Below are 25,105 nucleotides of genomic sequence, written 5' to 3'. Positions count from 1 at the left end.
AAAGCAATGGGCTAATTAATACATATAGCCTATGCTGAACATTAAGGCAGTAGTATATAAATGAGGCATACCTGGACCTTGGCTCAAAGTTGCTCCATCGCCCCCCAAATAATTTTTACCCCAATCGGCAAATTCAACTCCTGCACCTACTTGCCAATTTTGAGTTAACATTTTTTGGACACCCGCGCCAAGCGTGTAAGAAAAAGCGACTATACTGGAAGTAGTAAACCAATACGTCGGATAAAGAATAGGATCGATTGTTGTAGGCTGCCAGTCATGAGCATGGTTCCACCCCACACCAAAACTGCCACTAAGATAAGGCTGTAGCGTTTGAAAACCGTTACCAATAAGCTTGCCTTTAAACTCTGCTCGGAAATGACTTACTTTATACTGATAGGTATAAACATCGGGAACTCCATTCACCGTAACTGTACCCGAAAGAGAAGCATCACTGGCTGCTGCAACTCCAAGACCAAATTGAGCGATGACATTGCTTGCACCGATAAAATGCTGCAACCCAAAAAAGAGTCCGCCAGTGCCTAACCAATCCGATTTCGAATCGGCAAGATAACGGTTGTATTGGGGGGGCGGAAAAGGATAAAGATATTGATCTTTCCCCGGATTAGACCAAGCTGGTCCTCCGCTTGCAATAATAATAGACGACCACACCTGCGGTAAAACAGGGGCATAGAGGTCTTCAGTAGCAAAGACATTGATTGAAAGGAATGCAAAAAATCCTGAAACTATTATTTTTTTAAACATTACATATCCTTTTGATTTTTCATCATGAAATCCTGGGCATTCAGGGTAATTTTATACAGTATTTGGATCTACTTTTCTATACCTCGGTTGCGAGAATTGTAGCGTGAACAGAGGGACGGCGGCTATTGAGTTAGAAGAGTTAGACTATTATTAACTCTTTAAACCCTTTAGGCAGTCATTCATATTTCATTTGTTAATGGCTTGATTGTATGTGAAATTTTTATCAGTATGATTACATAAATTCCCAGGGAGCTATAAATATGAAAACCAAATTTGGCTTTTTTGGCACAAATATTGAGCTGCAAGAACTAAAGGGACCAGAGATAATCCCATCGTTTAAGGTGATTTTTGTTGGGGACGCTTGCGGCAAAACCTCGCTATTACAAACACTTACTTCAGGAAAATACCCCAGTTATGTTAGAGCTTCAATGGGCGCAAATTTTTATCATAAATTGTTTGAAGTCAGTAGAAGCAAAATAAATCTTCACATATGGGATATATCCGGCGCAGCACGTTATGGCAATTTATGCAGGGTTTATTTTAAAGAAGCAGACATAGCGATTATAGGTTTTGATCTAAGCCAAAAAGTAACCTTTGATGGTGCTATAAAATGGCTGGAAGAAATTGATCGGCATTTAGACAGGGATATGTTGGGAAAAATTATTCTAGTTGGGTTAAGAAGTGATGCAGTACCTGATCAAGAATTAGACATTAAAATACTGAACGGATTTATTAAGGCTAATAATTTATGTTACATGACGGCAAGCGCAAAAACAGGTCAAAATATAGAAGAGTTATTCTTGCAAGCGGTCACTTTAAAAATGGAGTCATTACGTCTCGAAGAAGAAGCATTAACATTCTCCAGTTAACGTTTATCATTAGACCAAAGGCTGAATTTTTTAGAATTATACCTTGTTGGGAATCATGGGCGACTCAATCAAAAACAGCTAACTAGAGGGTTAACTATCTATCAGCTAAATGGTTTTCATTCTTTCTTTTATGCAGATGTTGATCTACAAAAATGAAGCGGCCTAAAACATAGCAATGGAAGTTTCTTGAGTATATAATCAGCTATTTTATAAAAAAAGGCCAACAGATGAGTTATTCACTACGTGATATAGCAAACAAGGTACAAGGGGTAGTCATTGGTGATGACTCAATAAAAGTTTCTGTCTTATCACCTATTGATGAAATTAGCCCCGGAAGCATTGTGTTTGCTGATAGTAATGAAAATGTGAAGTTAGCAGAAGCCTCACCAGCAGCTGCCATATTAGTCAACGAACAGATTTCTGTTTCAAAAAAACCATTAATACAAGTAAAGCATCCATTTAAAGCCTTCATTTCTTTGATGCATCATTTTAATCCGCCTCAAAAAACGATCCCTAGCATTCATCCCACGGCAGTCATTGGTGAAGGAGTGCAATTGGGAAAGGATGTCTTTATAGGCCCTTATGTAGTGATTGAAGCAGGTAGTATTATCGGGGATCATAGTATTTTAAAAAGTCACATTCATATTGGCCGTGAAGTGACTGTAGGAAATAATACCACCATACACTCCCATGTCACCGTATACGATAAATGTCAAATTGGCTCCCGAGTCATTATTCATGCCTCTACGGTTATAGGCTCTGATGGGTTTGGTTATACCTTTGTTGATGGCAAACATCTCAAAGTTCCCCATGTTGGACGGGTCATTATTGAGGATGATGTAGAGATAGGTGCGAATACCGCAATTGATCGAGCCACAATGGGAGCAACGGTTATTGGTGAAGGGACTAAAATTGATAATCTGGTCCAAGTGGCACATTCTGTTAAATTAGGTAAACACAATATCCTTTGTGGTTTTACCGGTATCGCCGGAAGCACTACTTCAGGGAATCATGTAATTTTTGCTGCCAATGTTGGTGTGAGCGATCATGTACGCATTGATGATGGGGTAATTCTAGGGGCTCGTACAGGAGTACCTCCGAACAAACATCTGAAAGAAGGGAATATTTATTTAGGAAATCCTGCTCGTCCCAAAGATCTTGCCATTCAACATGAGTTGGGGGTTAATCGCATTCCCTTGATGCGCAAAAATATTAAAGCGCTTTCGGAACAAGTTGAATTATTGAAGAAACAACTTGCCAAAGAAGAGGCAGAGTAACTATGACATCACCCTTGATCCTCATTGATGGCTCATCCTATTTTTTTCGTGCATTTCATGCACTACCGCCTTTGACTAACTCAAAAGGGCAACCCACAGGAGCGATCTATGGGGTAGCCAATATGATTAAAAGGCTCATTAAAGATTATCAGCCGGAAGAATTAGCCGTAGTCTTTGATGCCAAGGGGAAAACATTCAGGGATGAATGGTATCCAGAATATAAGGCTCATAGGCCGCCCATGCCTCATGATTTAAGCATCCAATTTGAGCCCTTAATCCAGTTATTAGAAGCCATGGGTCTTCCCATACTGATTATTGATGGCGTTGAAGCAGATGATGTGATAGGAACCTTAGCAAAACAAGCCACAGAACAAGGAATCCCGGTTGTCATTTCTACTGGGGATAAAGATATGGCTCAACTGGTTAATGAACATATTACGCTCATCAATACGATGAGCAACACCACCATGGATATTGAAGGAGTCCAAACGAAATTTGGTATTAAACCAGAACAAGTAATTGATTATCTTACGCTAATAGGCGATACCGTCGATAATGTTCCTGGGGTAACCAAATGTGGGCCCAAGACAGCAGTCAAATGGCTTACTGAATATCAAAATCTAGATAACCTGATTCAAAACGCAGACGCAATTGGCGGTAAAATTGGCGAGAATTTACGCGCAAGTATTCCACAACTCCCCTTATCCAAAAAGTTAGTAACGATCAAAACTGATGTTGAGCTACCTCTAAATTGGGGTGAATTAAAACCTAATCCAGTGAATAAAGAGCAGCTTATTGAATTAACGCGCCTATTTGAATTCAAAAACTGGCTAAAAGAACTCTTAGGAGAAGAGGGAAGCTCCTCCTCGAACAAACCAGGTATCTCCAGTATACCCTATGAAATAATCACAACGAACCAACAACTCGATCATTTGCTCAATCAACTGGAACAATGCCAAGCATTTTGTATCGATACCGAAACAACCAGCATTGACATTATGTTGGCCGAGATCGTTGGCATTTCTTTAGCGATTGAAGAGGGAAAAGCGGTTTATATCCCGTTTACTCATACAGATGGAACAGCTCAATTAATTCGTGAAGAAGTATTAACCGCTTTAAAACCTGTTTTAGAAAATCCTCAAATAAAAAAAATTGGTCAGAACCTCAAATACGATTATGCGGTATTGAAAAATCATGGCATTACTTTACAAGGCATACGTTACGACACGATGTTAGAGTCTTACGTACTCAACAGTGGCGCCGGTCGTCATGATATGGATACATTAGCTTTAAAATATCTGGGACACAAAGCGATTAGTTATGAAGAAGTTGCTGGCAAAGGGGCAAAGCAGTTACGTTTTGATCAAGTTCCAGTGGATAAAGCAGCAGCCTACGCAGCGGAAGATGCAGACATTACCTTGCAGCTGCACAATAAACTGTTTCCTTCGATCCCGGAATCGGTGCAAAGTGTATTCAATGAAATAGAAATGCCCTTAGTCACGGTCCTTGCCGATATGGAACGATTGGGAGTGCTCATAGATTCAGCGACCTTGGAACAACATGGAACCCGTTTGAAAGAGCGGATCTATGCCTTAGAGCAAGAAGCATTGCAACTGGCAGGCAAACCTTTTAATTTGAACTCACCCAAACAATTACAAGAAATTCTCTTTGATTCCCATAAACTGCCTGTAATCGCAAAAACACCAACTGGACAACCTTCCACAGCAGAGTCTGTATTACAAGAGCTGGCTTATGATTATCGTCTTGCCGCGGTGATCCTGGAATACCGCAGCCTGACTAAGCTGGTTTCTACATACATTGACGCTTTGCCTAAAAAAATTAATCCGCAAACACATAGAGTACACACATCCTATAACCAGGCGGTTACTGCAACAGGTAGACTTTCCTCAAGTGAGCCTAACTTGCAAAACATTCCAATACGCAGTGAAGAAGGTCGTCTGATTCGTACCGCATTTATCGCTCCCGATAATTGCATTATCCTCGCAGCAGATTATTCTCAAATCGAATTGCGGATCATGGCTCATCTATCACAGGATGAGAATTTACTAAAAGCCTTTGCTCAAGGTTGGGATATCCATGCAGCAACAGCCAGCGAAATTTTTCAAACGCCACTCGAAGAAGTTAGCAGCGAACAACGTCGCAGAGCAAAAGCCGTCAATTTTGGCTTGATTTATGGAATGTCTGCTTTTGGCCTGGCAAAACAAATTGGGGTGGAACGGCAGGATGCCCAATATTACATTGATACTTATTTCCAGCGTTATCCTAAAGTTTTAGAATACATGAACCGAACCCGCCAACAGGCTCATCAGCTCGGTTATGTAGAGACCTTATTCGGCAGGCGTTTGTATCTACCTGAAATTAATACTCGCAATATGGTACGACAAAAAGCAGCTGAACGAACTGCAATTAATGCGCCGATGCAAGGTACTGCAGCAGACATTATTAAAAAAGCCATGATATCCATCGCTAAATGGCAAAATGAGCAAAAAAATCCATCTGCGAAAATGATTATGCAAGTCCATGATGAATTGGTTTTTGAAGTAAATAAAGAGGCAGTAGAGCCCTGCAAAAAAAGAGTTCGCGAATTGATGGAACATGCGGTGATACTGTCTGTGCCGCTTGTAGTCTCTATTGGTACAGGGACTAATTGGGATGCCGCCCATTAAAAATTTTGGCGGAATACAATTAAATTAGAATTGTATTCCGCGTGCGCTTCTATTATTCTTTTTGAAACACTTAAAAGGACTAAGAAGATGTTTCATAAGATACTAAAAGCCACTTTTTCTATTCTTTGTTTTTCTCTTGGATGGAACGCTCAAGCAGCTCAAGATCTAATGATTATTAACTCGAGTGACCAAATAGCAGAAGCACACGTTTTTAACTACGATTGCCTAGACACCGGGAGTTGTTCTATTGCTCCAGGCACATCAATAACTATTTCTCAAGCCACAATGAATTCTCTTTGTCTAGAATCCCCAGAAAAATGTGAAATTAAACTGGGTGTTGCACCAATTATTGCAGCAATTGGAATCGGAGTTTATCATACTGAACAAGGTTTGCTGTATGTAGCAGGATCCCGCTGGACTGGTTACTCTGCCCGTCAATTAGCAAGTAATGTAATTGAAATTTATAAAAAAAATAAAATTGAAGAAACGCATTGATAGTAACTTATAGAGATTAAGTGACTTTTTTATGTATGGTGCGTTGCCCAATAAATATTCAATGCATCACCATATTCTAAAGGTTTAATAATTTGCCCTCTCACATTTAAATCTTTAATTGCTAGCTTATCTTCTTTTGTATAAGCATTGGTCAAAATAAAAACTTCTGTAAATGCTAATGAGGGATCCTTTCGAATAATTTTTAACAAATCGATGCCGTTTACCTTGGGTACATTAATATCGAGAAGGATCACCTTGGGATGTATTTTTTCTTGTCCGTAACGTCCCAATAATTTGTTCAGTGCTTCTTCACCATTGGAAGCGACTTCAATCGCACAAGATTCTTTAACTTTTTTAAATATGCGCTTTACACCCTCGACATCTACAACATCATCCTCGATATACAGAATATCAACGGCGTTCTTGTGTGTTTCCATAACAATTCTCCACCAGCGCATTCCTGTACTTTAAATGATATTTAAAAGTGTGCGGAAATCAGGAAATATTTTGGCTAAAAAACTTAGCCCCAGCGCCTCTATAAGGCTTACATTAATTATAGTACTAAAAATATATCAATTTTGAAAAAAAATTAAATTTATTGCCTATAATTTATATACATATAGAGAAGGATAAAATTATGTATCAATTGGATAAATCAATTCATTTCATGATCATTGACGATGATGTAATTGATATCAAAGACATGCAAAGAACCTTTAAGAAAAATAATATTGATAATCCTCTTCATATTGCAACCAACGGATTAGAAGCATTAAACAAATTATTGGGGCTAAATGGCGAGAAAAAGATTATGCCAACCCCGCAAATTATTATCCTCGACATCAATATGCCTAAAATGAATGGCATAGAATTTATGAAAAATATCCGTGCCAATAATCAATTGAAATCACTGCTGATTTTTATTTTTACTACATCAAATAGTGAGAAAGATAAAATAGAGGCATACAACTTAAATGTGGCTGGCTATATTGTAAAACCTTTTCAGGTGTCACAATTTATGGAAATAATTTCATCATTACATCGTTATTGGAATCTACTCGAATTTCCTAATAAAGATAAGAGCAAGGACTAATCACTATTTTGTTTTCTGATTTGCTTAGGCCAAGTAAATGACATTGCTGTACCCTGGCCTACTTGAGATTGCACCATCACTTTGCCTCCCTGAGATTCAACAATTTTTTTCACAATACTCAAGCCAACACCGGTGGACTCCAATTCATCTCTTGATTTAAGGGTTTGAAAAACGATAAAAATTTTATCAAAAAATTCAGGCTCAATGCCTGGGCCATCATCTCTGATCGTAAACAGATAAAATGACCCCAATGAATCAACCTCGATTTTGATTGTGCCCTTTTTTCGATGGTGATGTTTGATGCTATTATTTATCAAATTGGACAACACCTGAATCAATGGAATCTTCGCTGTTTGAAAAACGGGTAATTGTTTAGGGTATATAAACTCAAATTGGCCCTCAGGATTAAGGCCTTCAATAATATCTTTCAAAATTGTTTTAGTATCCACAAGTTCAACATTCAAATCGACCCGACCAGCACGCGAATATTGTAATATGCCATCAATTAAATTCGACAAACGCAAAGTACGTTGGCGTAACAATGCCAAGTGTTCTTTTGATTTCTCATCAATCTTGTCGGCATTATCCTCTTCAATCCAAGTGGCTAATCGTTCGATTGCCCGCAAAGGTGCCTTTAAATCATGTGAGGTAATATAAGCAAATTGTTCCAATTCTTCATTGGTTTTAATCAGTTGATTTTCAACTCGCTTCGCCTCGGTAACGTCTTTGGAAATTAAAAGAAAACCAATGGGCTTACCTGAATCGTCTCGACGTAAGCTTAAGGTAACGGAAGCAAGAAAATGTGATCCATCTTTGCGAACCCGTTCAAACACTCCTTCAGCTTTCCCTTCCTGCAAAGCTTTTTGCATAAATTGTTGAACTGCTCCCGATTCAATGTCCTCGGGGATATGTAAGGAAAGTAGATTTTTTTTATTCACCATTTCAGAAGCATGGTAGCCATAATTGCGGTAAGCTCCTTCATTCCATACAATTATTTTTCCATTTAAATCGGTAGCGACAATCGAATAATCTATGGAGCTTTCCAGTATATTTTGCAAAATACTTTTTGCATAAAAGGTGTCTTCGTCTGTTTTAATGGTTTGTGCCTCCAAATTGAGAATGCTTTTTTCTGTGCGCATACTCTCTTTGCTCTTGTGTTTTTCAGTCTGATTTAATTGTTGACCAAAGGCTCCAAAAGTCTCTTTCCCACCCTTTTTTCTTTCCGCGAGTATTTTTTTTGCTTTCTTATCATTGGAGTTTTGCATCCATTCATATTCCATTGTACCTTCCTCAAGACATGGATCTTATTTATATGTCCATAGAATAGATAACTCTAATTATAGCGTGTGTTTTATGCACTTGCTGATTGATCATCAGCTTCAATGCTGGGAAAGGAGTCAACATCGGAGAAAATTGAGCACACGGGTGGACGACTGAGATAAATCACCATCCGGATAAAGAGTACACCCATCGTTTTACGCGGCTCTAAAACGAGCTGAGTATTGGATTAGATGCAATCAAGATGATAATTGGCTTGTCTTTTAGTACGAGTATGATGAGAGTATGTGGGTTGCTTTTCATTGACTGCATCATCAAAATAAAAAGACCAGGTTTTTTGAATGCACTCTGGGTTGACTGTTTTTGTCCAAGTATTGTATTCGTTAACTAAACGATTCGCTTGAATAAAAACCTTGGCGAAAGCACTACGCATAAACTCCGAATCTGACCATGCAATTATGGGAAGATGGGGATATTTTTGCAAAATAACGGCTGCAAGTTGCGGACCATGAGTCGATAATTCATCAATCAAATTCAACTCACCGTCAATGATAACGAGATCGGGCACATGGGTATCTATACAAGACAATGCGTCTTGACTATTACTCACAACATCTATTGATACCGATGCAATTACTGACTCTAAGAGTCGAGACAAACAAAATGCATTAAAGGCATTGTCTTCAATAATTAATACACGCATCGCATCCGGGCTCCCTGTTAGTTCAAGATTAAGTATAAAGATCAAACCTTAAGGAACAATTAAGAAATTATTTTTATAAATAATTATTTTTAATATTGGATTATGAGTCGTTGGTTACGAGAGAAGAGGTGATGATTTAAAAAACAGGTCACCTCTCAGAGGAAAATATTTTGCTTCAAACCATTGGGCTATGATCGTTGAAAAAGTAATGCAACACGTGCCTGTATTTGCAAATAAAGAGATAGAGAGCTATCGCGCACCACCGCCAACGCCACCTATTCCACCATGTCCACTACCACCTTCTCCGGAGCCTTCTCCGCCATAACCTTTTTCATTGTTAGTTGAAAAAGGGGGATGATTGGTATTACAGGAGCAAACAAATAAGGTAGTTCCAAACAGACACAACGCAAAAATAGCTTTTTTCCATTGCTGCATAGTTAACATGTTTTTTCCTTATGAATTATTTATTCCCTTATAGGGTGTCTTACCCATTTATTCATAAACATAATGGAGTAGCAAATCATTACGTTAACTCTAAATATAATATAAGTTAGTTCAAAATTCATTTCGAATAGAATCTTACTCACATTATTGTAAATTATAATCCGCAATTAATTCGTCAATTATTTTCCATGACTTTTCAATATCCTCTGGATTAGTCCCAGGTAATCTTGCACAGACAATGAGTGCTTTCCATAGCGCCCATCCTCGAGCACGCGCCCATGTTGCTTTATCAAGTTGCAGCGTTTTACGAAAAACCTCACGACTCTCCGTTTTGAAAAAAGTCCAAGCAATCACCAAGTCACATGCAGGATCACCGACTGCTAATTGACCAAAATCAATGACCGCACACAGACGTCCTTCTTTGACTAATAAATTGCCTGGGGCAATATCGCCATGAACCCAAACAGGATCAGAAAGCCAGGCATCACTCAGTGCCTCAGACCAGATTGCAGAAAGAGTCCCAGTATCTATTTGTTGCCGCAAAATTTTAATAGCCTCTTGTGTCTCGGCATCATAAGTTAACAGTGCTCCTCCGCGGTAAAAGCTGTGTTCGCCAGCTACTGGACCACCAATCGCCTTAATCCCTTGTAATTGCAGCAAAAATTGAGCTAAATCAGCAGCAAATCGATTCATTTCATCAATACGCGCAATGGACGCGGTTTGTCCCTCGATCCAGCGGTAAATCGACCAATGCCACGGATAGTCCTCTGTGGGCTCACCCTTTGCTAACGGGATTGGTATTGGCAAAGACAAATGTGATGCAAGATAGGGTAACCAACGCTGCTCTTTTTCTACTTGGAGTGCATAAAATGCATCACTTGGAAGGCGAACCGTCATTTCGCTACCAAGATGAAAGGTTCTATTGTCCCAGCCACTGAATTCTACAGGCTGAATGGGTAAAGCAGACCATTGTGGAAATTGTGACTGAATCAGTCTGTGTACAAGTGAAACATCGATATGTACGGTCATTGTTATCCCCACAAATGTGGTTTCTTGGTCAATTTTTACTTAACAATAGGTCAACGCTTTTGCGGAGAGCAAAAGCCTATACCTCAACATCATGCGCCAATAAACGTCGATTCGCACGAAAATAAGTTGCAGGAGAATGCTCCAACAAATCCGATAGTTTTTCCATATAAATACAAGCAAAGCGATCGACTTGGTAGGCAAAATAACTTTCTTCTGCTCCCGCGCGAAAAATACGTTCCCATTTTGGATTAAAATAGGTTTGTTGTTCCTTTAATAATTTTGTAAGTTGTGCATCAATTTTACTGATTTGCGCTTGCAGTTCTTGAATTTCATGGCTGTATTGTTTTGAACTTTCATCAATCATTTTGGTGTAGAGATTGACATATTGCTTTTCCAGTTCTTTTTTTACATTCATGGCTTCGCTAATTTTTTTCTCTACCGGCATTGCCCGTGCTTGCGCCGCTATTTCTTCTCCAAGCTCTTCAACAACTAAAGCAGTACGCCAATTGCAGTCTTTCTTTAATCGTAAAATATCACCGTAGATATGATCCCCAATATAGAGAATTTCATCGCCACGGACACGCAAATCTTCAGTAAATTTTTTGGCATTACCCCCTTGATACACCCCTGGAACGATAGACCCGATCATATTAGTCATGGTCCCATTCACAGGATTAATCGACAAAAAACGGAGATTATCATAAAAAAAACGGGGTTTATTCGCTAATGTAATGACAAATTCAAATAAATTGATCCAACTCTCACCCTTTTTTAAAAAAGGATTAATCGCATATTCTAGTAAGAGTTTGGTATAGGAATAGTCGGAATTGGTAAGAATAAAAATTTTTTTCCCGTGATGGATAAAATGCTTCAATCCCTCGACCAATGCACGCTCTTTAATCACGTAAGTAGGCAAATTTTTACTAATGATTGTTTTTAAACTGCCATCCGAATGTACTTTATCCACACAAAATTGTACGTCTTGAGCTATGGTTTGATAACTGGGAATTTGCTCAGGATACAAACTATCTTTCAAATCAACTAATTGACCATATAAAACACAGAAAGCAATCGAAAAAGCGGTGTCGATTGCCATATAATTTGGATCACCTAAATCAACATAGATACTGCGATAAATGTTCTGTTGCTCGACAAAATCAATCTGTTTGGTGCCGTGATAACTTTGTCGAATAGCACCATAACGACTCAATTTCAAGATGTTGCCGTTCTTGCTATCAATGACTAAACCACGAATTGCATCATGGTAATTAAAATTTAATTTTTTAATTTGCTCAGGATAATGTTTTACCTCGACCAATTGTTCTTTGACGAGCTGATAAACCAAAGACTCAAAATTCTCCGAATTATAACGAATCAAGGTATGGTCCATATCCAGACCAATTAACTTGATTTTTTTCATATTTAGAATTCGATTTACATAAACTTTATGTTCATTCATTAGCCTAAAACCTATTTATTATAAGTAGTCTGGACCGTGCAGCAAGAACTTTCGTCAGCCTCGCATGCTCAGAAAGCTGGGGCCTCTGCTATTTAATGCACTTCACACCGTCCTGAGAAGCCAATAAAACAACATCCGCCGTACGATGGGCAAATATACCATTTTCTACAACGCCAGTGATGCGGTTAATACGATCTTCCATATCTAATGGTTCATTGATTGTTAAATTAAATACATCAAGAATAATATTACCATTATCCGTGATAAATCCTTCTCTATACTCGGGATCGCCACCTAATTTTACTAATTGCCGAGCAACCATACTCCGTGCTAAAGGAATTACTTCAACAGCGACAGGAAAACGTCCTAAATGTTTTACTAGCTTTGAGTCATCCACAATACAAATAAATTGTTCTGCCAACTGGGCTACAATTTTCTCACGCGTATGAGCGCCGCCGCCGCCCTTTATCATTTCGCCATGCTCAGTTACTTCATCAGCACCATCGATATAAATAGGTAGTTCCTGTACTGAGTTCAAATCAATAACGGGGATACCTTCCTTTCTTAAAAGCGCTTCTGTCGCTTTAGAGCTTGATACACACGCATCAATTTTATGCTTTATGGTCGCCAATTCTTTAATAAAGAAATTCACTGTGGAGCCGGTACCTACACCGACCACCATGTCCTCTTCGATAAATTGCAATGCAGCTTTTGCCGCTTTCATTTTTAATTCGCTCATTAAGAACCGCTCCCTTTTCTTTGCCTTACAATTTCATATAAAGAAACACCAGTGGCTACAGAAACATTCAAACTGGATACACTGCCTAACATCGGCAAAGAGAACAAACCGTCACAGTGCTCACGCGTCAGCCTACGTAGCCCTTCACCTTCAGCCCCCATAACCATTGCGATATTGCCAGTGCAGTCTGTTTGATAAAGCGAACTGGTTGCCTCACCCGCAGCACCATAAATCCAAACCCCATGTTCCTTTAAAAGGTTCATGCTACGGGCCAAATTAGTCACTCTGACTACAGGGATTGACTCTGCTGCACCACAGGCAACCTTACTAACTACAGGAGTAATATTGGCGCTTTTGTCTTTTGGTATCACTACAAAATCAACTCCGGTTGCATCTGCGGTACGCAAACATGCTCCCAAATTATGTGGATCAGTGACCCCATCCAAAATAAGAATCAAAACAGGCTGTTTACTGGACTCCAATAATGCAAGCAAATGAGATTCATTATAATCGGGTAACGCCGAAGCTGTTGCCACAATACCTTGGTGAGTAAAGTCTGCAAAGCGCTGATTCATTTTTTGTATACTCAATTTTTCAATGTGGACACCCATTTGCATGGCTTTATTAATGAGGTCCTGCAAGCGCAGGTCCGCACGTTCTTCACTGATATAGAGTTTTTTAGTCACTCGATGTGGATTGGTTAACAAAGCAGAAACCGCGTGCACCCCATATACATACTGCTCACTCATGACTCTGTGGTTCCTCTACTAGCTCAAAATCAATTTTACGCTCATCCAAATCCACACGGGCGACTAATACCGTCATCCTGTCTCCCAAACGATATACCTGTCCACCACGTGTTCCGATTAGACGATGCTTTACAGAATCAAATGTATAATAATCATTTTTTAAAGAAGTCACATGGACCAGACCTTCAACATAAATTTCATCAAGTTCTACGAAAATTCCAAAACCTGTTACTGCAGAAATTCGCCCGTTGAATACTTGCCCCAATTTATCTTGCATGTACTCACATTTTAACCAAGCAACTACTTCGCGGGTCGCGTCATCAGCGCGGCGTTCGGTCATCGAAGCATGTTTACCTAAGCGATTCATATCCTCATGGGTATAATCAAACTCACAAATTGGCTTCTTATCTAACAAATGACCAATGGCGCGATGAATTAACAAATCCGGATAACGTCTGATGGGTGAAGTAAAATGAGTATAGGCAGAATAAGCCAGACCAAAATGTCCCTCATTCGCCTCAACATAGTGTGCTTGTTTCAGAGAACGAAGCATTACCGTTTCAATCAGATGTTTGTCCGGTCGACCCTCAATGGCATTCATAGTTCGCTGAAAATCTTTAGGCCCAGGTTTTTTTCCACCACTCAATTGCAATCCCAACTCACCTAAAAACTGTCTTAAGGCGGTAATTTTGTCTTCTTCTGGCGCGGCATGCACTCGATAAAGTGTAGGAATTTCAGCTTTTTCTAAAAATCGTGCGGTGGCAACATTCGCAGCCAACATACATTCTTCAATTAATTTATGGGCATCATTGCGAATCACTGGAACGATACATTGAATTTTTTTATTTTCATCAAATTCGATGCGTGTTTCAGTGGTTTCGAAATCCATAGCGCCTCGAAGTTTACGAGTAACTAATAAAACATGATACAAATCATGAAGCGCTTGCAATGTAGGCCATAAAGAGACATGTTGTTCATCCGCAGCGTCCTGCTCAAGCCAAGAGCCCACTTGGGTATAAGTTAATCGAGCATGTGAATGAATGACTGCGCGATAAAAACGAGAGCGCGATATTTTACCCTCATTACTGATCGCCATTTCAGCAACCATACACAGCCGATCGACATGAGGATTTAGCGAACATAAACCATTAGATAAAGCTTCCGGTAACATGGGAATTACTTTGCCGGGGAAATAAACCGAGTTACCGCGGCGCGCTGCTTCTTTATCCAATGCCGAATCGTGCATTACATAATTGCTGACATCAGCGATTGCAACATATAATTGAAAACCGCCTTTGGGCTTTTTATAACAATAAACTGCATCATCAAAATCTTTAGCATCTTCACCATCAATCGTCACAAAAGGCAGCCCACGCAGATCAGTACGGCCCTTAATTTGTTCTTCGGTGACATGCTGTGGGATTTTCGCTACTTCAGTGCTTACATCCTCCGGCCATTCAAAAGGAATTCCGTGAGCATAAAGTGCAACTTGAATTTCCATACCGGGAGCCATATGCTCGCCTAAGACATGAATTACTTTGCCTATAGCTTGGGTCCGTTTACTTGGAAAGGCAATTAATTCGACCAAAACAATTTGACCATTTTTTGCCCCATTCACCAGTTCTTGCGGAATGGAAATATCCTGAGTTAAATGTTTGCTATCCGGCAAGACAAAACTAACACCATGATCTGTAAAAAACCTACCCACAATAGTCGCATTAGCATGCTCAATCACTTCGTGGATTTTCGCCTCAGGCCTGCCTTTACGATCCACGCCAACCTGATAGGCAAGGACCACGTCTCCATGCATGACCGCCCGCATTTCTTTAGCAGACAAGAACATATCTTCCGATCTGTCATCAGGGATAAAAAAGCCAAAACCATCTGGATGTCCCTGGACGGTACCGCGCGATAGGTTAATTCGTTGCATTAAACAAAATCGCCCGCGCCGGTCTTGCATAATTTGACCATCGCGCAACATTGCTTTGAGTCTAAATCCCATGGACTCTTGTTTGCGTTCATCTTTTATTTGTAATTTATCGAATAATTGATTGCGCGACATAGGCTTACCGTATTCATTAAGAACGTCCATAATGAATTCGCGGCTAGGAACAGGATCGGAGTATTTTTCACTTTCCCGTTTATAAAAGGGATCTTTCGATTTTTTGCTCACCGTATATCCTGTTTGTATTTTGTTTTCATCGTATTGAATCACTCATCATGTGCTCATGTTCTACCACTTATCTATGAAAGTAGCAAGCTAAGTGGCTCTACGCTTTACTGGGGTTTGGCTACAGGAATTACAAATCCACGTGTACCTACTGCCGCAGTTAATCCAGATAAGGACATGTTTTCTGCTGCCCAAAACGTACTGCCTTTGTCATTAGCAGGAGTCTTTACACCTTTCCATTTGCACACAGCAATGAGGCCTTCACAAGGTACTTGTTGCTCATGACCTGGCTTGGATTCAATGCAATTTAATGCAAATGGACCTTTATTTAAGGCTAATGCAGACCAATTTCCACCTTGTAACCGCGTTGTCCAACCGGCACTGGCACTGGGATTTGCTACCGGATGAGTAATCCATATATCTGTAGAAGCAAGATTATGAATAAAGACCAAACTGCTTTTTTTAGCTTGTAGTGTCACTGTTTCACCTTGAACTGCAACTGCCTGACATCCAGTAGGGAAAGTCGATTCAGCGGTGACAGAAAATGACCATAGCGAACAACACAAAAAAGCGAAGATTCTCATTACGTTCTCCCAAAATAAAAAATTGAACCTGTTTGTCCAATATTGTGGAACAGTTTAACAAGAATAAAATTATATTTATACAATTAGCCTATGTCTCTAGTCAGCCTTACTTGCTAAAATCATTCTACTTTTCTTTTGCCAATGTAACGAATATGCATATCTGGGTAGATGCCGATGCGTGCCCCAAAGTAATTAAGGAAATTTTATTTCGTGCCGCAGTCCGTACACAAACATCACTGACTTTAGTGGCCAATTCCTTTCTTACCTATCCTAACTCTCCGTTCATCCGCGCAGTGCAAGTCACTAAGGGGTTTGATAGTGCCGATCAGTATATTACAGAACATTTAAAACCGTTTGACCTAGTGATTACCGCCGACATCCCTCTAGCTGCAGAAGTTATTGCCAAAAAAGGATTAGCGATTAATCCGCGTGGCGAGGAATATACTGAAAACTCCATCAAGCAACGGTTAAATTTAAGAGATATGCACGAACAATTACGTGCAACAGGAAATTATTCCGGTGGCCCTGCTGCATTAAGCATCAAAGAAAGAACTGCTTTTGCTAATGCATTGGATAGATGTTTGGCAAAGAAAGCACCAAAATAATTAATTTCCTTCTCCCTGTCCTTGTCATTCCGAGCATTGGAGGAATCTCCATGCCGTAACCCAAAATCATGGTGAGGAGGAGTATTTATTGCTGGAATGGAACCTCAACCCCTACCTCTCTCTAATGGATAACAATTCCATACTTCAAGCACGCTCACCAAAGAGCGGGGCATTAAAATTTGACAAATAATTTTCAGCAACCTAGATTTTAAATAGGCACAAGAAGGATGATAAACTGCATGAAGCTGCTTCGGCATATCCTGTTTTTTATTACATTAGTGAGCAATACACTTGCTTATAGCGATACCATTATTGTTGGTGTTTCTAAATCAGCCCCCCCATTTTCTGCAATAGCTGGTGGCGGTCATTATTTTGGCTTTTGTATCGATATTATGAATGAAATATGCAAACGTCTTAATGAAACCTGTGAATATAAACCTATAACCATAAGAAACCAGATAGAGATGTTGAATTCAGGTGACATAGACATTACTTTTCCACCCGCCCCGATACCGCAAACACCATCGCATGATTACATTTACAGTTTGCCTTATATGACCAGCAATGGCCAATTTTTAACCATGTCTCCAGACATAAAAACAATTGCCGACATTAAAAACAAAAAAATAGGCACTGTACAAGAAAGCCACCTTCGCGACCTGATCTATCCCCACGAATTATGAGTTGAAATAAAGAGCGTCTCATGATCAAATGAGCGTCATTAAGACTCATGGAAATTAAAATGTTAGCTGTAGAAACCTATCTTTATAATTCGCTTACAGAATCATGTCCTGAAATTCATATATCACGATTGAATGCAGTAATGGATGTAGCATCAGGCTTAAGACATAGCCAAAACCTTTCATTAAGTGAATTAGGGAGGAACTTGCCTGGAGATGCAAAATTAAAAAATAAGATAAAGAAAGTTGATAGGCTGGAAGGCAATAAGGCACTGCATAATGAACTTTTTTCCATTTATCAAGGGTTATCAAGCTTTGTTTTTACTTACATCTCGCAAGATACAACCTTACCTTTGATTGTAGATATTTGCTGCTTAAAAGACGACCGAGAAATTCAAATGCTCAGTGCAGAAATAGCGTTAAAAGGTAGAAGTCTTCCTCTTTATCGAGAAGTGTATAGAGATACCGAAACAAAAGGACGAGCTAAGGACTTTTTAAAAGAGTTGAGTCTTTGTTTGCCCAAAAATCGTCGAGTAATCGTAATCATGGATGCCGGTTTTTATGAAGAATGGTTTAAAGAAATAGAAGCGCTGGGCTGGTATTGGCTAAGTCGTGTAAGAGGAGTTAAATCGGTACAATTATCCGAAGAACTGGGATGGAAACTCATTAAAGAACTAATCCCTGATATTAAATCTAAAACGACACATTATGAGCATGCTCTATTAACCAAAGAGCATACAAGACCTTGTAGGGTGGTTACAACCTATCGTAAGCCTAAGGGAAGAAAGGTAAAGACATCACGAGGAAAAACCACCTCGACACTGTCTAATGGAAGTTATAGTCAAGCTAATAAAGAGCCATGGATTTTGGCTACTAATTTACCATTGGATGTAGGGCCTACTGATATTATCAATCTCTATTTTAAAAGAATGCAAATAGAAGAATCGTTTAGAGATGTTAAAAGTCATCAATTCGGACTAGCAGGACGTTATGTGCGTACTCATTCAGTAGATAGATGGGGAGTAAAAATGCTTCTTGCTGCTATTGTGCAAATTACTTATTGGGTTATTGGAGTAATTGCACATAGTCAAAATAAACAACAATACTTCCAAGCCAATACGGTCAAAGATAAGAAAATATTCTCTTATTTTACCCTGGGTAAGCTTATGATTGAGCATAATCAGCTCTGTTCCTTAGCCCCTGACCCTAGAACCTTACAAGAGATTATAGAACAGGAGCTTAACCGTGTTTGGTAATTTCGTGGGGATCTTTCAGTTCGCGACACGCTTTTACTTTATACGAGTCAAGATAACATCAAAGAATATCCCAAAATTTCGCTCATGATTATGGCATTACTCAATCAGGAAGTGGATGCAATTATCATGAATGTAAATATCTTCAAGTATCTTACCATTAATAAAGTTATTAATTTTCAAACAGTAGGCTCTCCTATTGTTCTAGGAAATGGATATGGACTCATCACACTCCCCAAAAATGCCAATCTAATTGACAGAATCAATAAGGTACTATTGGAAATGGAAAATGATGGGACCTATGAAACCATCTATAATAAATATTTCGGCTCTAATTTGTAGCTCTATTGAGTATGAGTTAAACTGGCACCCTTATAAAAAGTACAGGATAAAACATGCCAGATAGTATTAATGTCGCAGAAATTACTAACCTTCACAAAAATTCCATCATCACATGGAAAGCTTCAGGAATAGTCCATCAACACCAAGAATTCTATCGGCTGGTTGAAGAGAATCACGCGTTTAACTATCAACTTTGGCATGCGGAAGATAGGGCTCGTCGTGATGATCAGGGCCCTGAGTTTGTATATCAAGCGAAACGGGAGATTGACCGATTTAATCAATTGCGTAATAACCGAATGGAAGCGATGGATGAATGGCTTTTCAACCAACTGCAACCGGAACACTTTAGTAGATGTCCAGTGAACTCTGAATCACCAGGAATGATCATTGATCGCCTTTCTATTTTGTCCTTGAAATCATACCATATGGACCTACAAACTAAGCGCGAAGATGCCACGGAAGAACATCGCAAAAATTGCGCGCACAAGTCAATAATCATCAATCAACAATTGGAGCAATTAGCCCAGTGTTTCAAGGAGTTGCTTGAGGAAGTAAAAGCAAAAAAACGTACGTTTCGAATCTATCATCAATTTAAAATGTATAACGATCCTAATCTAAACCCACAATTGTACTGCCGGAATTAGATATCACGTGATGCGTCAAATCTGAATCACTTTTTGAATGGGGCATTGTTCGATCTGGAGGGGGATTTTGAGGGGGGGTATCTTTATGAAAGAAGAAATTCCAAAGAGAAGAAGATGAGCCTTTCCTCGACAGGGAATCAGAGGCGCTCCTTTTGACAGAGTCACTTGATCCCCTGTGGGACTCGGTCTTGCTTTTATCCATCGACACATCGTCCTGGCCAGCCTCTTTCGTCTTAACCTGACCTAAAGGTGGACGCCCTAAGCCACGTGCCAAAGCTCTTAGGCCTAGAATTGATGAAAATAAGACTGCATTAGCTATCGCTAATACACCCATTGCCGGTGTATCTTGATAATGTCCTTCTGAATCCATTTCCTGGAAAGGGGTCGTGACAAAATTAGAAAAATTAAATCCCTTAGAAATACCGGAAGCGAGAGAACGACCTACCTCACACCGTTCTTGAAAGAAGCTTTGTGGTGAAGAGCTTATACAAAGACCATCTTTTAATGAGGTTTTAAAATGATCTGCCGTTAAAAGTTGAGCATCTTTTTGTTCCTCTAAATCTTTTTTCATCGCTTTTACTTGTGCATAAGGATGTTCTTTTTCAAGCTCTTCTTTTTGTTTCTGCATATGCTGATAATGAGCATGCAACATATAAGCGGTCATTCCGACCATTAACACCAGACCAGAAACAATAAATGCAGCAAGCAGCGCAGGAGGAAAGGCACTTGCAGTAATTAAAAATACCGTGGAGACAGTAAATAAAATACTAGTTAATACTCCATAAGCAAACAAACCATATTTCATTCCCAATAACCCAGCCGTAATGTAACTGTGATTTGTTTGGTTTTGTAATAATTGACGTTCTTCTTCAAATTCTTGAATTAATTTACAAACTTTCCGTTTCAACCGGCTCAATTCCAAGGGATCTACTGCTTTTCTATTAGCATTTTCTTTTAGGTCAATCAATTGGGCATAAGTAAGTTCTAATTCTTTGGTTGTTAACGCCAATTTACAGCGGGTTTGCGTAATTTCCAATCGCAATTGGAAATCATATTCCTCATATATTCGTGTAACAACACAAGCTAGTGTGTAAAGAGCACTAATGACTGCCATGGCGAGAAAAAGGGGCGGAGAAAGAACTGAGAGACTCACCACACCTATATAAAGATATAAACCATCAATCAATCCACCAGTTCCTACCGCTAAAAAGGCATAAAAACGATCCTCTGCACTCTGATATTCTATGCGATCTAAATAAGATTTACGCTCTAATGGTGCTAATGAAGTCAACTGCTGGATTTCAAGTAAAAGCTCTTTATTCTCATTCATTTGCTTTTTACGCCGCTCGACCATACTGCGTATCCAGAAGCGATTAGCGGCAGCAAACACACCCAATACCAAACCAACAGGAATGACCATATATTTAAGATCCATCCCGCTGATCATGCTTAACACTTGTACGGTACTTCGCCACCCTTTATACGCATTTTTTAAGCCCTTCATTACATCACGAAAATAGGGCCAAGCAGCTGCTATGAATTTTTTTACGGAATTATTTTCTTCTCCATCAAAAACACTAGCAAGAAAGGAAAAAGACACTAAAAACATTGCCTCTGCAGCAACTGCGGCAATGCCTTCAGGAGAGGTGAGTATCTTACGGATTAATTCTGCGTCACTCTTAGCAATAAATACTTCTAAAAAGTATTTAAACATACTGTAGGAAGAGCTTAGGGAATCCAGAACGGCATATGCATGATAAATGTAACGGTCTTTATCGAGTTTTTGCGCGAGGAGTCTACTTTGCGCGTCAATACGGCCGGCGATTGCCAAGAGGAAAACGAGTTCTTTAGAATTTAAAGATGAACCTTCTTCGCCCTTATTAGACATTCTTACACACAAAAATGACCGTAAGTTAGGATGGCGCGAATTATATGGATAATTGCGCTTGATGTCAATAATCGTTTCATCCTGAATTAAAAACACACAATTCAGTTGGCGGTTTATTAGGATATCATACTCAGTTCGTACAAAAAATATTTCTTTAAACCCAACTACGGGTTGTGACTTAAGAGGCAAAACCTGCTACGATATTGCACTAATATTAAAACAACTCAGGAAAGAGGATTAAATGAGATCAATACTTGCTCTCTTTATTTTTGCAGCACTAATGACTGGACCTGTTATGGCATCAAATGAAACACAAATTTACGGGTATGTTGAGAAAGTTACGTTTCCAGATAAAAATTTAACACTTTCAGCAAAACTGGATACCGGAGCTAAGTCAGCCTCATTAAATGCGACCAATATCACCGAAATTACTAAAAATGGCGTCCCTTATTTGCGTTTTACGGTTCCAACGAAAACCGGAGATTTTCAATTTGAGGCAGAATATAAAGGCCGCGTCAAAATAAAAGTTCGTGATGGAGAGCATGGTTCACAAATACTAGCACACGCCCCCATCAAACGTCCTGTTGTACTGCTTGCCATACAACTCGGAGATAAAGTTAGAACGATTAAAGTGAATTTAACGAATCGCAAACGCTTCCTCTACCCTTTGCTTTTAGGAAGAGATGCAATTATTGCTTTCAATGGTGCGGTAAATCCTGCACTGACATTTACGTTAAGAAATCAGAGTCTTAAGAAATAATGAAAAATAACGCGCGTCATGTTTATGGACTTATTTTGACTTTATTTATCCTAGGGACAGGGATTTTTTTATACCGACACTTTATACTTGATGTGCCACTGACTGACACTGAAACAATAAATAGTTGGACGGTTGAGTCGAATTTGCGTTTTGTTGCAGATCCGAATACACCAATTAAGGCGAGTTTTAATATACCCTATTTACCGACACATTTTGCGATTTTAGATGAGTATTTTGTGTCAAGGAGTTATGGGGTAACAACCAATTTAAATGGTGATAATCGGGAAACAGTATGGTCCATCAGACGCGCACATGGCCCACAATCCTTATATTACAGAGCAATTTTCCGGCAAACTGAGGGAAATGAATCTTCATTAGGAACCCCACCGGCAGTCAAAACACAGCCGCTTGAAGAAAGCCAAAAATCTGCAGTAGAAACGATTACTAACCAAGTAAGACAATCCTCGGCAGACATTAAAACTTTTGCCCAAAGTACAATTAAAGAACTGAATAAAAAGGATGGGAATGCTAAGTTATTGACCGGAAATGATTTTAGTGATGAACGTCTGATTAATGCAGCAATCCTTATTTTGAACCAGTCTAAAATTGCAGCGATTCCAGTAAAAGGAATTTATTTATCGCAAAAGAGCAAGGCGGAGCTCAGTTCATTTTTGGCCGTCTTTAATGGCAAAAATTGGGTGTATATCAATCCTAAAACAGGCAGCGCCGGATTGCCCAAAGATTTTCTTGTCTGGCAATATGGTAATGAACCTGTATTTAATGTAACTGGTGGTAAAAAAGCTCAATTTAGTTTAACGGTGTCTCCTACCCCCATAAATGCTTTAAGTATTGCCAAAACGAGAGGCTTACAATCAGACTCACAATTATTGCGCTTCTCGTTATTGCAACTACCCGTCAACGTACAGGCAACTTATAAAATTTTATTAACAGTACCCATAGGTGCTTTTATTATCTTGATTCTGCGGAACTTTATCGGGATTAAAACATTCGGTACTTTTATGCCCGTTTTGATTGCTTTAGCCTTTAGAGAAACTCATGTAATCTGGGGGATTTCCCTCTTTGTCATTATTGTATCTTTTGGCCTCCTAGCACGCTTTTATCTGGATCAATTAAGGTTGCTTTTGGTACCAAGGCTCGCGGCAATTCTGACTGTTGTCATTTTGCTGATGATCTTTATAAGCGTCATCAGTCAAAATCTTGGGTTAGATATAGGACTATCAGTTGCCTTATTCCCTATGGTCATTTTAACCATGACCATAGAACGTATGTGCATTACCTGGGATGAGCGAGGTGCCTCCGAAGCAATAAAATCGGGGATAGGCAGTCTAGTCGCGGCCGTAATTTCTTATTGGGCAATGAGCTATGAACCACTACAATACCTTGTCTTTGCGTTCCCCGAGCTTCTTTTAGTTCTGCTGGCTTTAATATTGTGGTTCGGACAATATCGAGGATACCGATTATTTGAGTTAAAGCGCTTTAAATCACTTGCGAGACATGTAGAATGATTACGCTGTTTCGTCGCTTAAAAAATCATGGGATATTAAGTATCAACCAGCGTAATACTGATTTTGTATTACGCTACAATCCAAGAAAATTATTCCCTCTTGTTGATGATAAATTAAAAACAAAAAAATTGGCTCTAAAGGCAGGAATCGCTGTTCCCCCTTTATACGATATTATTGAAACAGAACAACAAATTAAAACCATAGAAGAACGCTTAGAGCCTTACAACGATTTTGTGGTTAAACCCGCGCGGGGCTCAGGTGGTGATGGTATTTTAGTGTTTAAAGATAAAGTCTATGGACGTTATCGACAAATTAATGGAAAGTTAACCACTACTCAGGAGCTGAGCTATCATCTATCATGCCTGCTCTCAGGGGCGTACAGTCTTGGCGGCTCCTCAGATTATGCAATTATAGAGAAACGAGTAGTAGTTGATCCTGTATTTGCTGAAGTAAGCTACGAAGGCATTCCTGATATTCGAATTATCAGCTTACTGGGTTATCCTGCTATGGCCATGGTGAGGTTGCCAACACGTTTGTCTGGTGGGAAAGCCAATCTCCATCAAGGCGCAATTGGTGTTGGAGTAGATCTCGCTACGGGAAAAACCCTTGGTGGGGTATTTCATAATGACATCATTGATTATCATCCAGATACACTCAATCCTATTGTGGATATAGAAGTACCTTATTGGAACAAAATACTGGAGATTGCTTCCAGTTGCTATGACCTCACTGGCCTAGGTTATCTTGGGGTAGATATAGTTCTTGATAAAGACCAAGGACCTTTAATGCTCGAACTCAATGCTCGGCCTGGCTTAAATATCCAAATTGCGAATAGGGAGGGTGGTTTGAAACGTTATCGAGCAATCGAAGCGCACCACCAGGAACACCCTAACGAATCAGTAGCCGAAAAAGTAGCCTTTAGTCGTGAACACTTTGCCCGCTTAAAGTAGCACGTGTTGGTAATATGTTCCGCCTCTCGAGAGATAATGAGGGTATCTCTCTTCGAAAAACATGATGCTACAGCATGAGTTCCCTCACTACATTGGGTATGAGGTCGATCAAAAAAATC

25 protein-coding genes are annotated in these 25,105 nt (G+C 39.4%); 13 read left to right on the top strand and 12 right to left on the bottom strand.

All coding sequences use genetic code 11. From position 1 onward, the window contains the following. Positions 1-15 precede the first annotated feature (15 nt). Positions 16-762: a hypothetical protein gene (locus OQJ26_RS10410; protein WP_265703769.1), complete on the bottom strand. Its 747-nt coding sequence runs from the start codon at positions 760-762 to the stop codon at positions 16-18. 260 nt (positions 763-1,022) lie between these two features. Here OQJ26_RS10410 and OQJ26_RS10405 point away from each other — a divergent pair, with 260 nt between their 5' ends. The 4 genes from OQJ26_RS10405 (at position 1,023) to OQJ26_RS10390 (ending at position 6,090) form a co-directional block, all read left to right on the top strand. After that, positions 1,023-1,631: a Rab family GTPase gene (locus tag OQJ26_RS10405; RefSeq protein WP_265703768.1), complete on the top strand. Its 609-nt coding sequence runs from the start codon at positions 1,023-1,025 to the stop codon at positions 1,629-1,631. A 227-nt stretch (positions 1,632-1,858) separates the two neighbouring features. Beyond that, entirely contained in the window at positions 1,859-2,908 is a 1,050-nt protein-coding gene (gene lpxD, locus OQJ26_RS10400; RefSeq protein ID WP_265703767.1) for a UDP-3-O-(3-hydroxymyristoyl)glucosamine N-acyltransferase, read from the top strand. Between the two features lie 2 nt (positions 2,909-2,910). After that, positions 2,911-5,595 carry a DNA polymerase I gene (polA, locus tag OQJ26_RS10395; RefSeq protein ID WP_265703766.1) on the top strand — a complete coding sequence of 895 codons (2,685 nt, stop codon included), beginning with the start codon at positions 2,911-2,913 and terminating at the stop codon, positions 5,593-5,595. 87 nt (positions 5,596-5,682) lie between these two features. Continuing rightward, positions 5,683-6,090 (top strand): hypothetical protein, encoded by a 408-nt coding sequence (locus OQJ26_RS10390; RefSeq protein WP_265703765.1) that lies wholly within the window; start codon positions 5,683-5,685, stop codon positions 6,088-6,090. A gap of 29 nt (positions 6,091-6,119) precedes the next feature. Here the strand turns inward: OQJ26_RS10390 and OQJ26_RS10385 are convergent, their stop codons facing one another. After that, on the bottom strand, positions 6,120-6,527 hold the full coding sequence (locus OQJ26_RS10385) for a response regulator (RefSeq protein ID WP_265703764.1): 408 nt from the start codon (positions 6,525-6,527) through the stop codon (positions 6,120-6,122). A gap of 200 nt (positions 6,528-6,727) precedes the next feature. Between OQJ26_RS10385 and OQJ26_RS10380 the strand changes: the two genes are divergently transcribed. Next, entirely contained in the window at positions 6,728-7,183 is a 456-nt protein-coding gene (locus OQJ26_RS10380; RefSeq protein WP_265703763.1) for a response regulator, read from the top strand. Here the strand turns inward: OQJ26_RS10380 and OQJ26_RS10375 are convergent. The 9 genes from OQJ26_RS10375 to OQJ26_RS10335 all read right to left on the bottom strand — a co-directional run bounded on the left by OQJ26_RS10375 (position 7,180) and on the right by OQJ26_RS10335 (position 16,338). After that, positions 7,180-8,463 carry a sensor histidine kinase gene (locus OQJ26_RS10375; RefSeq protein WP_265703762.1) on the bottom strand — a complete coding sequence of 428 codons (1,284 nt, stop codon included), beginning with the start codon at positions 8,461-8,463 and terminating at the stop codon, positions 7,180-7,182. The two genes, OQJ26_RS10380 and OQJ26_RS10375, sit on opposite strands and share 4 nt — an antisense overlap. 227 nt (positions 8,464-8,690) lie before the next feature. Then, positions 8,691-9,164, bottom strand: coding sequence for a response regulator (locus OQJ26_RS10370; protein ID WP_265703761.1), 474 nt, complete (start codon positions 9,162-9,164; stop codon positions 8,691-8,693). 249 nt (positions 9,165-9,413) lie between these two features. Continuing rightward, entirely contained in the window at positions 9,414-9,608 is a 195-nt protein-coding gene (locus tag OQJ26_RS10365; RefSeq protein ID WP_265703760.1) for a hypothetical protein, read from the bottom strand. 144 nt (positions 9,609-9,752) lie between these two features. Further along, positions 9,753-10,637 (bottom strand): aminoglycoside phosphotransferase family protein, encoded by an 885-nt coding sequence (locus tag OQJ26_RS10360; protein WP_265703759.1) that lies wholly within the window; start codon positions 10,635-10,637, stop codon positions 9,753-9,755. Positions 10,638-10,713: 76 nt separating this feature from the next. Continuing rightward, positions 10,714-12,096: an HAD-IG family 5'-nucleotidase gene (locus OQJ26_RS10355; RefSeq protein WP_265703757.1), complete on the bottom strand. Its 1,383-nt coding sequence runs from the start codon at positions 12,094-12,096 to the stop codon at positions 10,714-10,716. A gap of 88 nt (positions 12,097-12,184) precedes the next feature. Continuing rightward, on the bottom strand, positions 12,185-12,835 hold the full coding sequence (gene rpiA / locus OQJ26_RS10350) for a ribose-5-phosphate isomerase RpiA (protein ID WP_265703756.1): 651 nt from the start codon (positions 12,833-12,835) through the stop codon (positions 12,185-12,187). Next, complete coding sequence (gene rlmB / locus OQJ26_RS10345) at positions 12,835-13,584, bottom strand: 23S rRNA (guanosine(2251)-2'-O)-methyltransferase RlmB (protein WP_265703755.1); 750 nt, start codon at positions 13,582-13,584, stop codon at positions 12,835-12,837. The genes rpiA and rlmB overlap by 1 nt, the downstream gene beginning before the upstream one ends. Then, a complete protein-coding gene (gene rnr / locus OQJ26_RS10340) occupies positions 13,577-15,757 on the bottom strand; it encodes a ribonuclease R (protein ID WP_265703754.1) in 2,181 nt (726 codons plus the stop codon). Before rnr ends, rlmB begins: the two co-directional genes overlap by 8 nt. A 104-nt stretch (positions 15,758-15,861) precedes the next feature. After that, positions 15,862-16,338: a hypothetical protein gene (locus tag OQJ26_RS10335; RefSeq protein ID WP_265703753.1), complete on the bottom strand. Its 477-nt coding sequence runs from the start codon at positions 16,336-16,338 to the stop codon at positions 15,862-15,864. A 152-nt stretch (positions 16,339-16,490) separates the two neighbouring features. Here OQJ26_RS10335 and OQJ26_RS10330 point away from each other — a divergent pair, with 152 nt between their 5' ends. The 5 genes from OQJ26_RS10330 to OQJ26_RS10310 all read left to right on the top strand — a co-directional run bounded on the left by OQJ26_RS10330 (position 16,491) and on the right by OQJ26_RS10310 (position 19,862). Beyond that, the gene (locus tag OQJ26_RS10330) at positions 16,491-16,943 is read left to right on the top strand and encodes a YaiI/YqxD family protein (protein ID WP_265703752.1); all 453 of its coding nucleotides are present in this window, start codon (positions 16,491-16,493) and stop codon (positions 16,941-16,943) included. A gap of 239 nt (positions 16,944-17,182) precedes the next feature. Then, positions 17,183-17,626, top strand: a complete 444-nt coding sequence (locus tag OQJ26_RS10325) for a transporter substrate-binding domain-containing protein (RefSeq protein WP_265703751.1) — start codon at positions 17,183-17,185, stop codon at positions 17,624-17,626. Between the two features lie 47 nt (positions 17,627-17,673). After that, entirely contained in the window at positions 17,674-18,879 is a 1,206-nt protein-coding gene (locus OQJ26_RS10320) for an IS4 family transposase (protein ID WP_265702028.1), read from the top strand. Positions 18,880-18,963: 84 nt separating this feature from the next. Further along, positions 18,964-19,218 carry a transporter substrate-binding domain-containing protein gene (locus OQJ26_RS10315; RefSeq protein WP_416209957.1) on the top strand — a complete coding sequence of 85 codons (255 nt, stop codon included), beginning with the start codon at positions 18,964-18,966 and terminating at the stop codon, positions 19,216-19,218. A 53-nt stretch (positions 19,219-19,271) separates the two neighbouring features. Next, positions 19,272-19,862, top strand: coding sequence for a DUF4254 domain-containing protein (locus OQJ26_RS10310; protein ID WP_265703750.1), 591 nt, complete (start codon positions 19,272-19,274; stop codon positions 19,860-19,862). On the opposite strand, the gene OQJ26_RS10305 is transcribed toward OQJ26_RS10310, so the two are convergent. After that, positions 19,828-21,750, bottom strand: a complete 1,923-nt coding sequence (locus OQJ26_RS10305) for a hypothetical protein (protein ID WP_265703749.1) — start codon at positions 21,748-21,750, stop codon at positions 19,828-19,830. The genes OQJ26_RS10310 and OQJ26_RS10305 overlap by 35 nt on opposite strands. 241 nt (positions 21,751-21,991) lie before the next feature. Here OQJ26_RS10305 and OQJ26_RS10300 point away from each other — a divergent pair, with 241 nt between their 5' ends. The 3 genes from OQJ26_RS10300 to OQJ26_RS10290 are packed head-to-tail and all read left to right on the top strand — an operon-like array spanning position 21,992 to position 24,986. Then, a complete protein-coding gene (locus OQJ26_RS10300; protein ID WP_265703748.1) occupies positions 21,992-22,510 on the top strand; it encodes an ATP-dependent zinc protease family protein in 519 nt (172 codons plus the stop codon). Further along, positions 22,510-24,036 carry an inactive transglutaminase family protein gene (locus OQJ26_RS10295; RefSeq protein WP_265703747.1) on the top strand — a complete coding sequence of 509 codons (1,527 nt, stop codon included), beginning with the start codon at positions 22,510-22,512 and terminating at the stop codon, positions 24,034-24,036. Before OQJ26_RS10300 ends, OQJ26_RS10295 begins: the two co-directional genes overlap by 1 nt. Continuing rightward, on the top strand, positions 24,033-24,986 hold the full coding sequence (locus OQJ26_RS10290; RefSeq protein WP_265703746.1) for an alpha-L-glutamate ligase-like protein: 954 nt from the start codon (positions 24,033-24,035) through the stop codon (positions 24,984-24,986). The genes OQJ26_RS10295 and OQJ26_RS10290 overlap by 4 nt, the downstream gene beginning before the upstream one ends. Positions 24,987-25,105: the final 119 nt, after the last annotated feature.

The sequence above is a fragment of the Legionella sheltonii genome, from assembly GCF_026191355.1.
Taxonomy (GTDB): Bacteria; Pseudomonadota; Gammaproteobacteria; order Legionellales; family Legionellaceae; genus Legionella; species Legionella sheltonii.
Note: the sequence above shows the minus strand (reverse complement) of the source record. Positions and strands in the feature narration are given on the sequence as shown.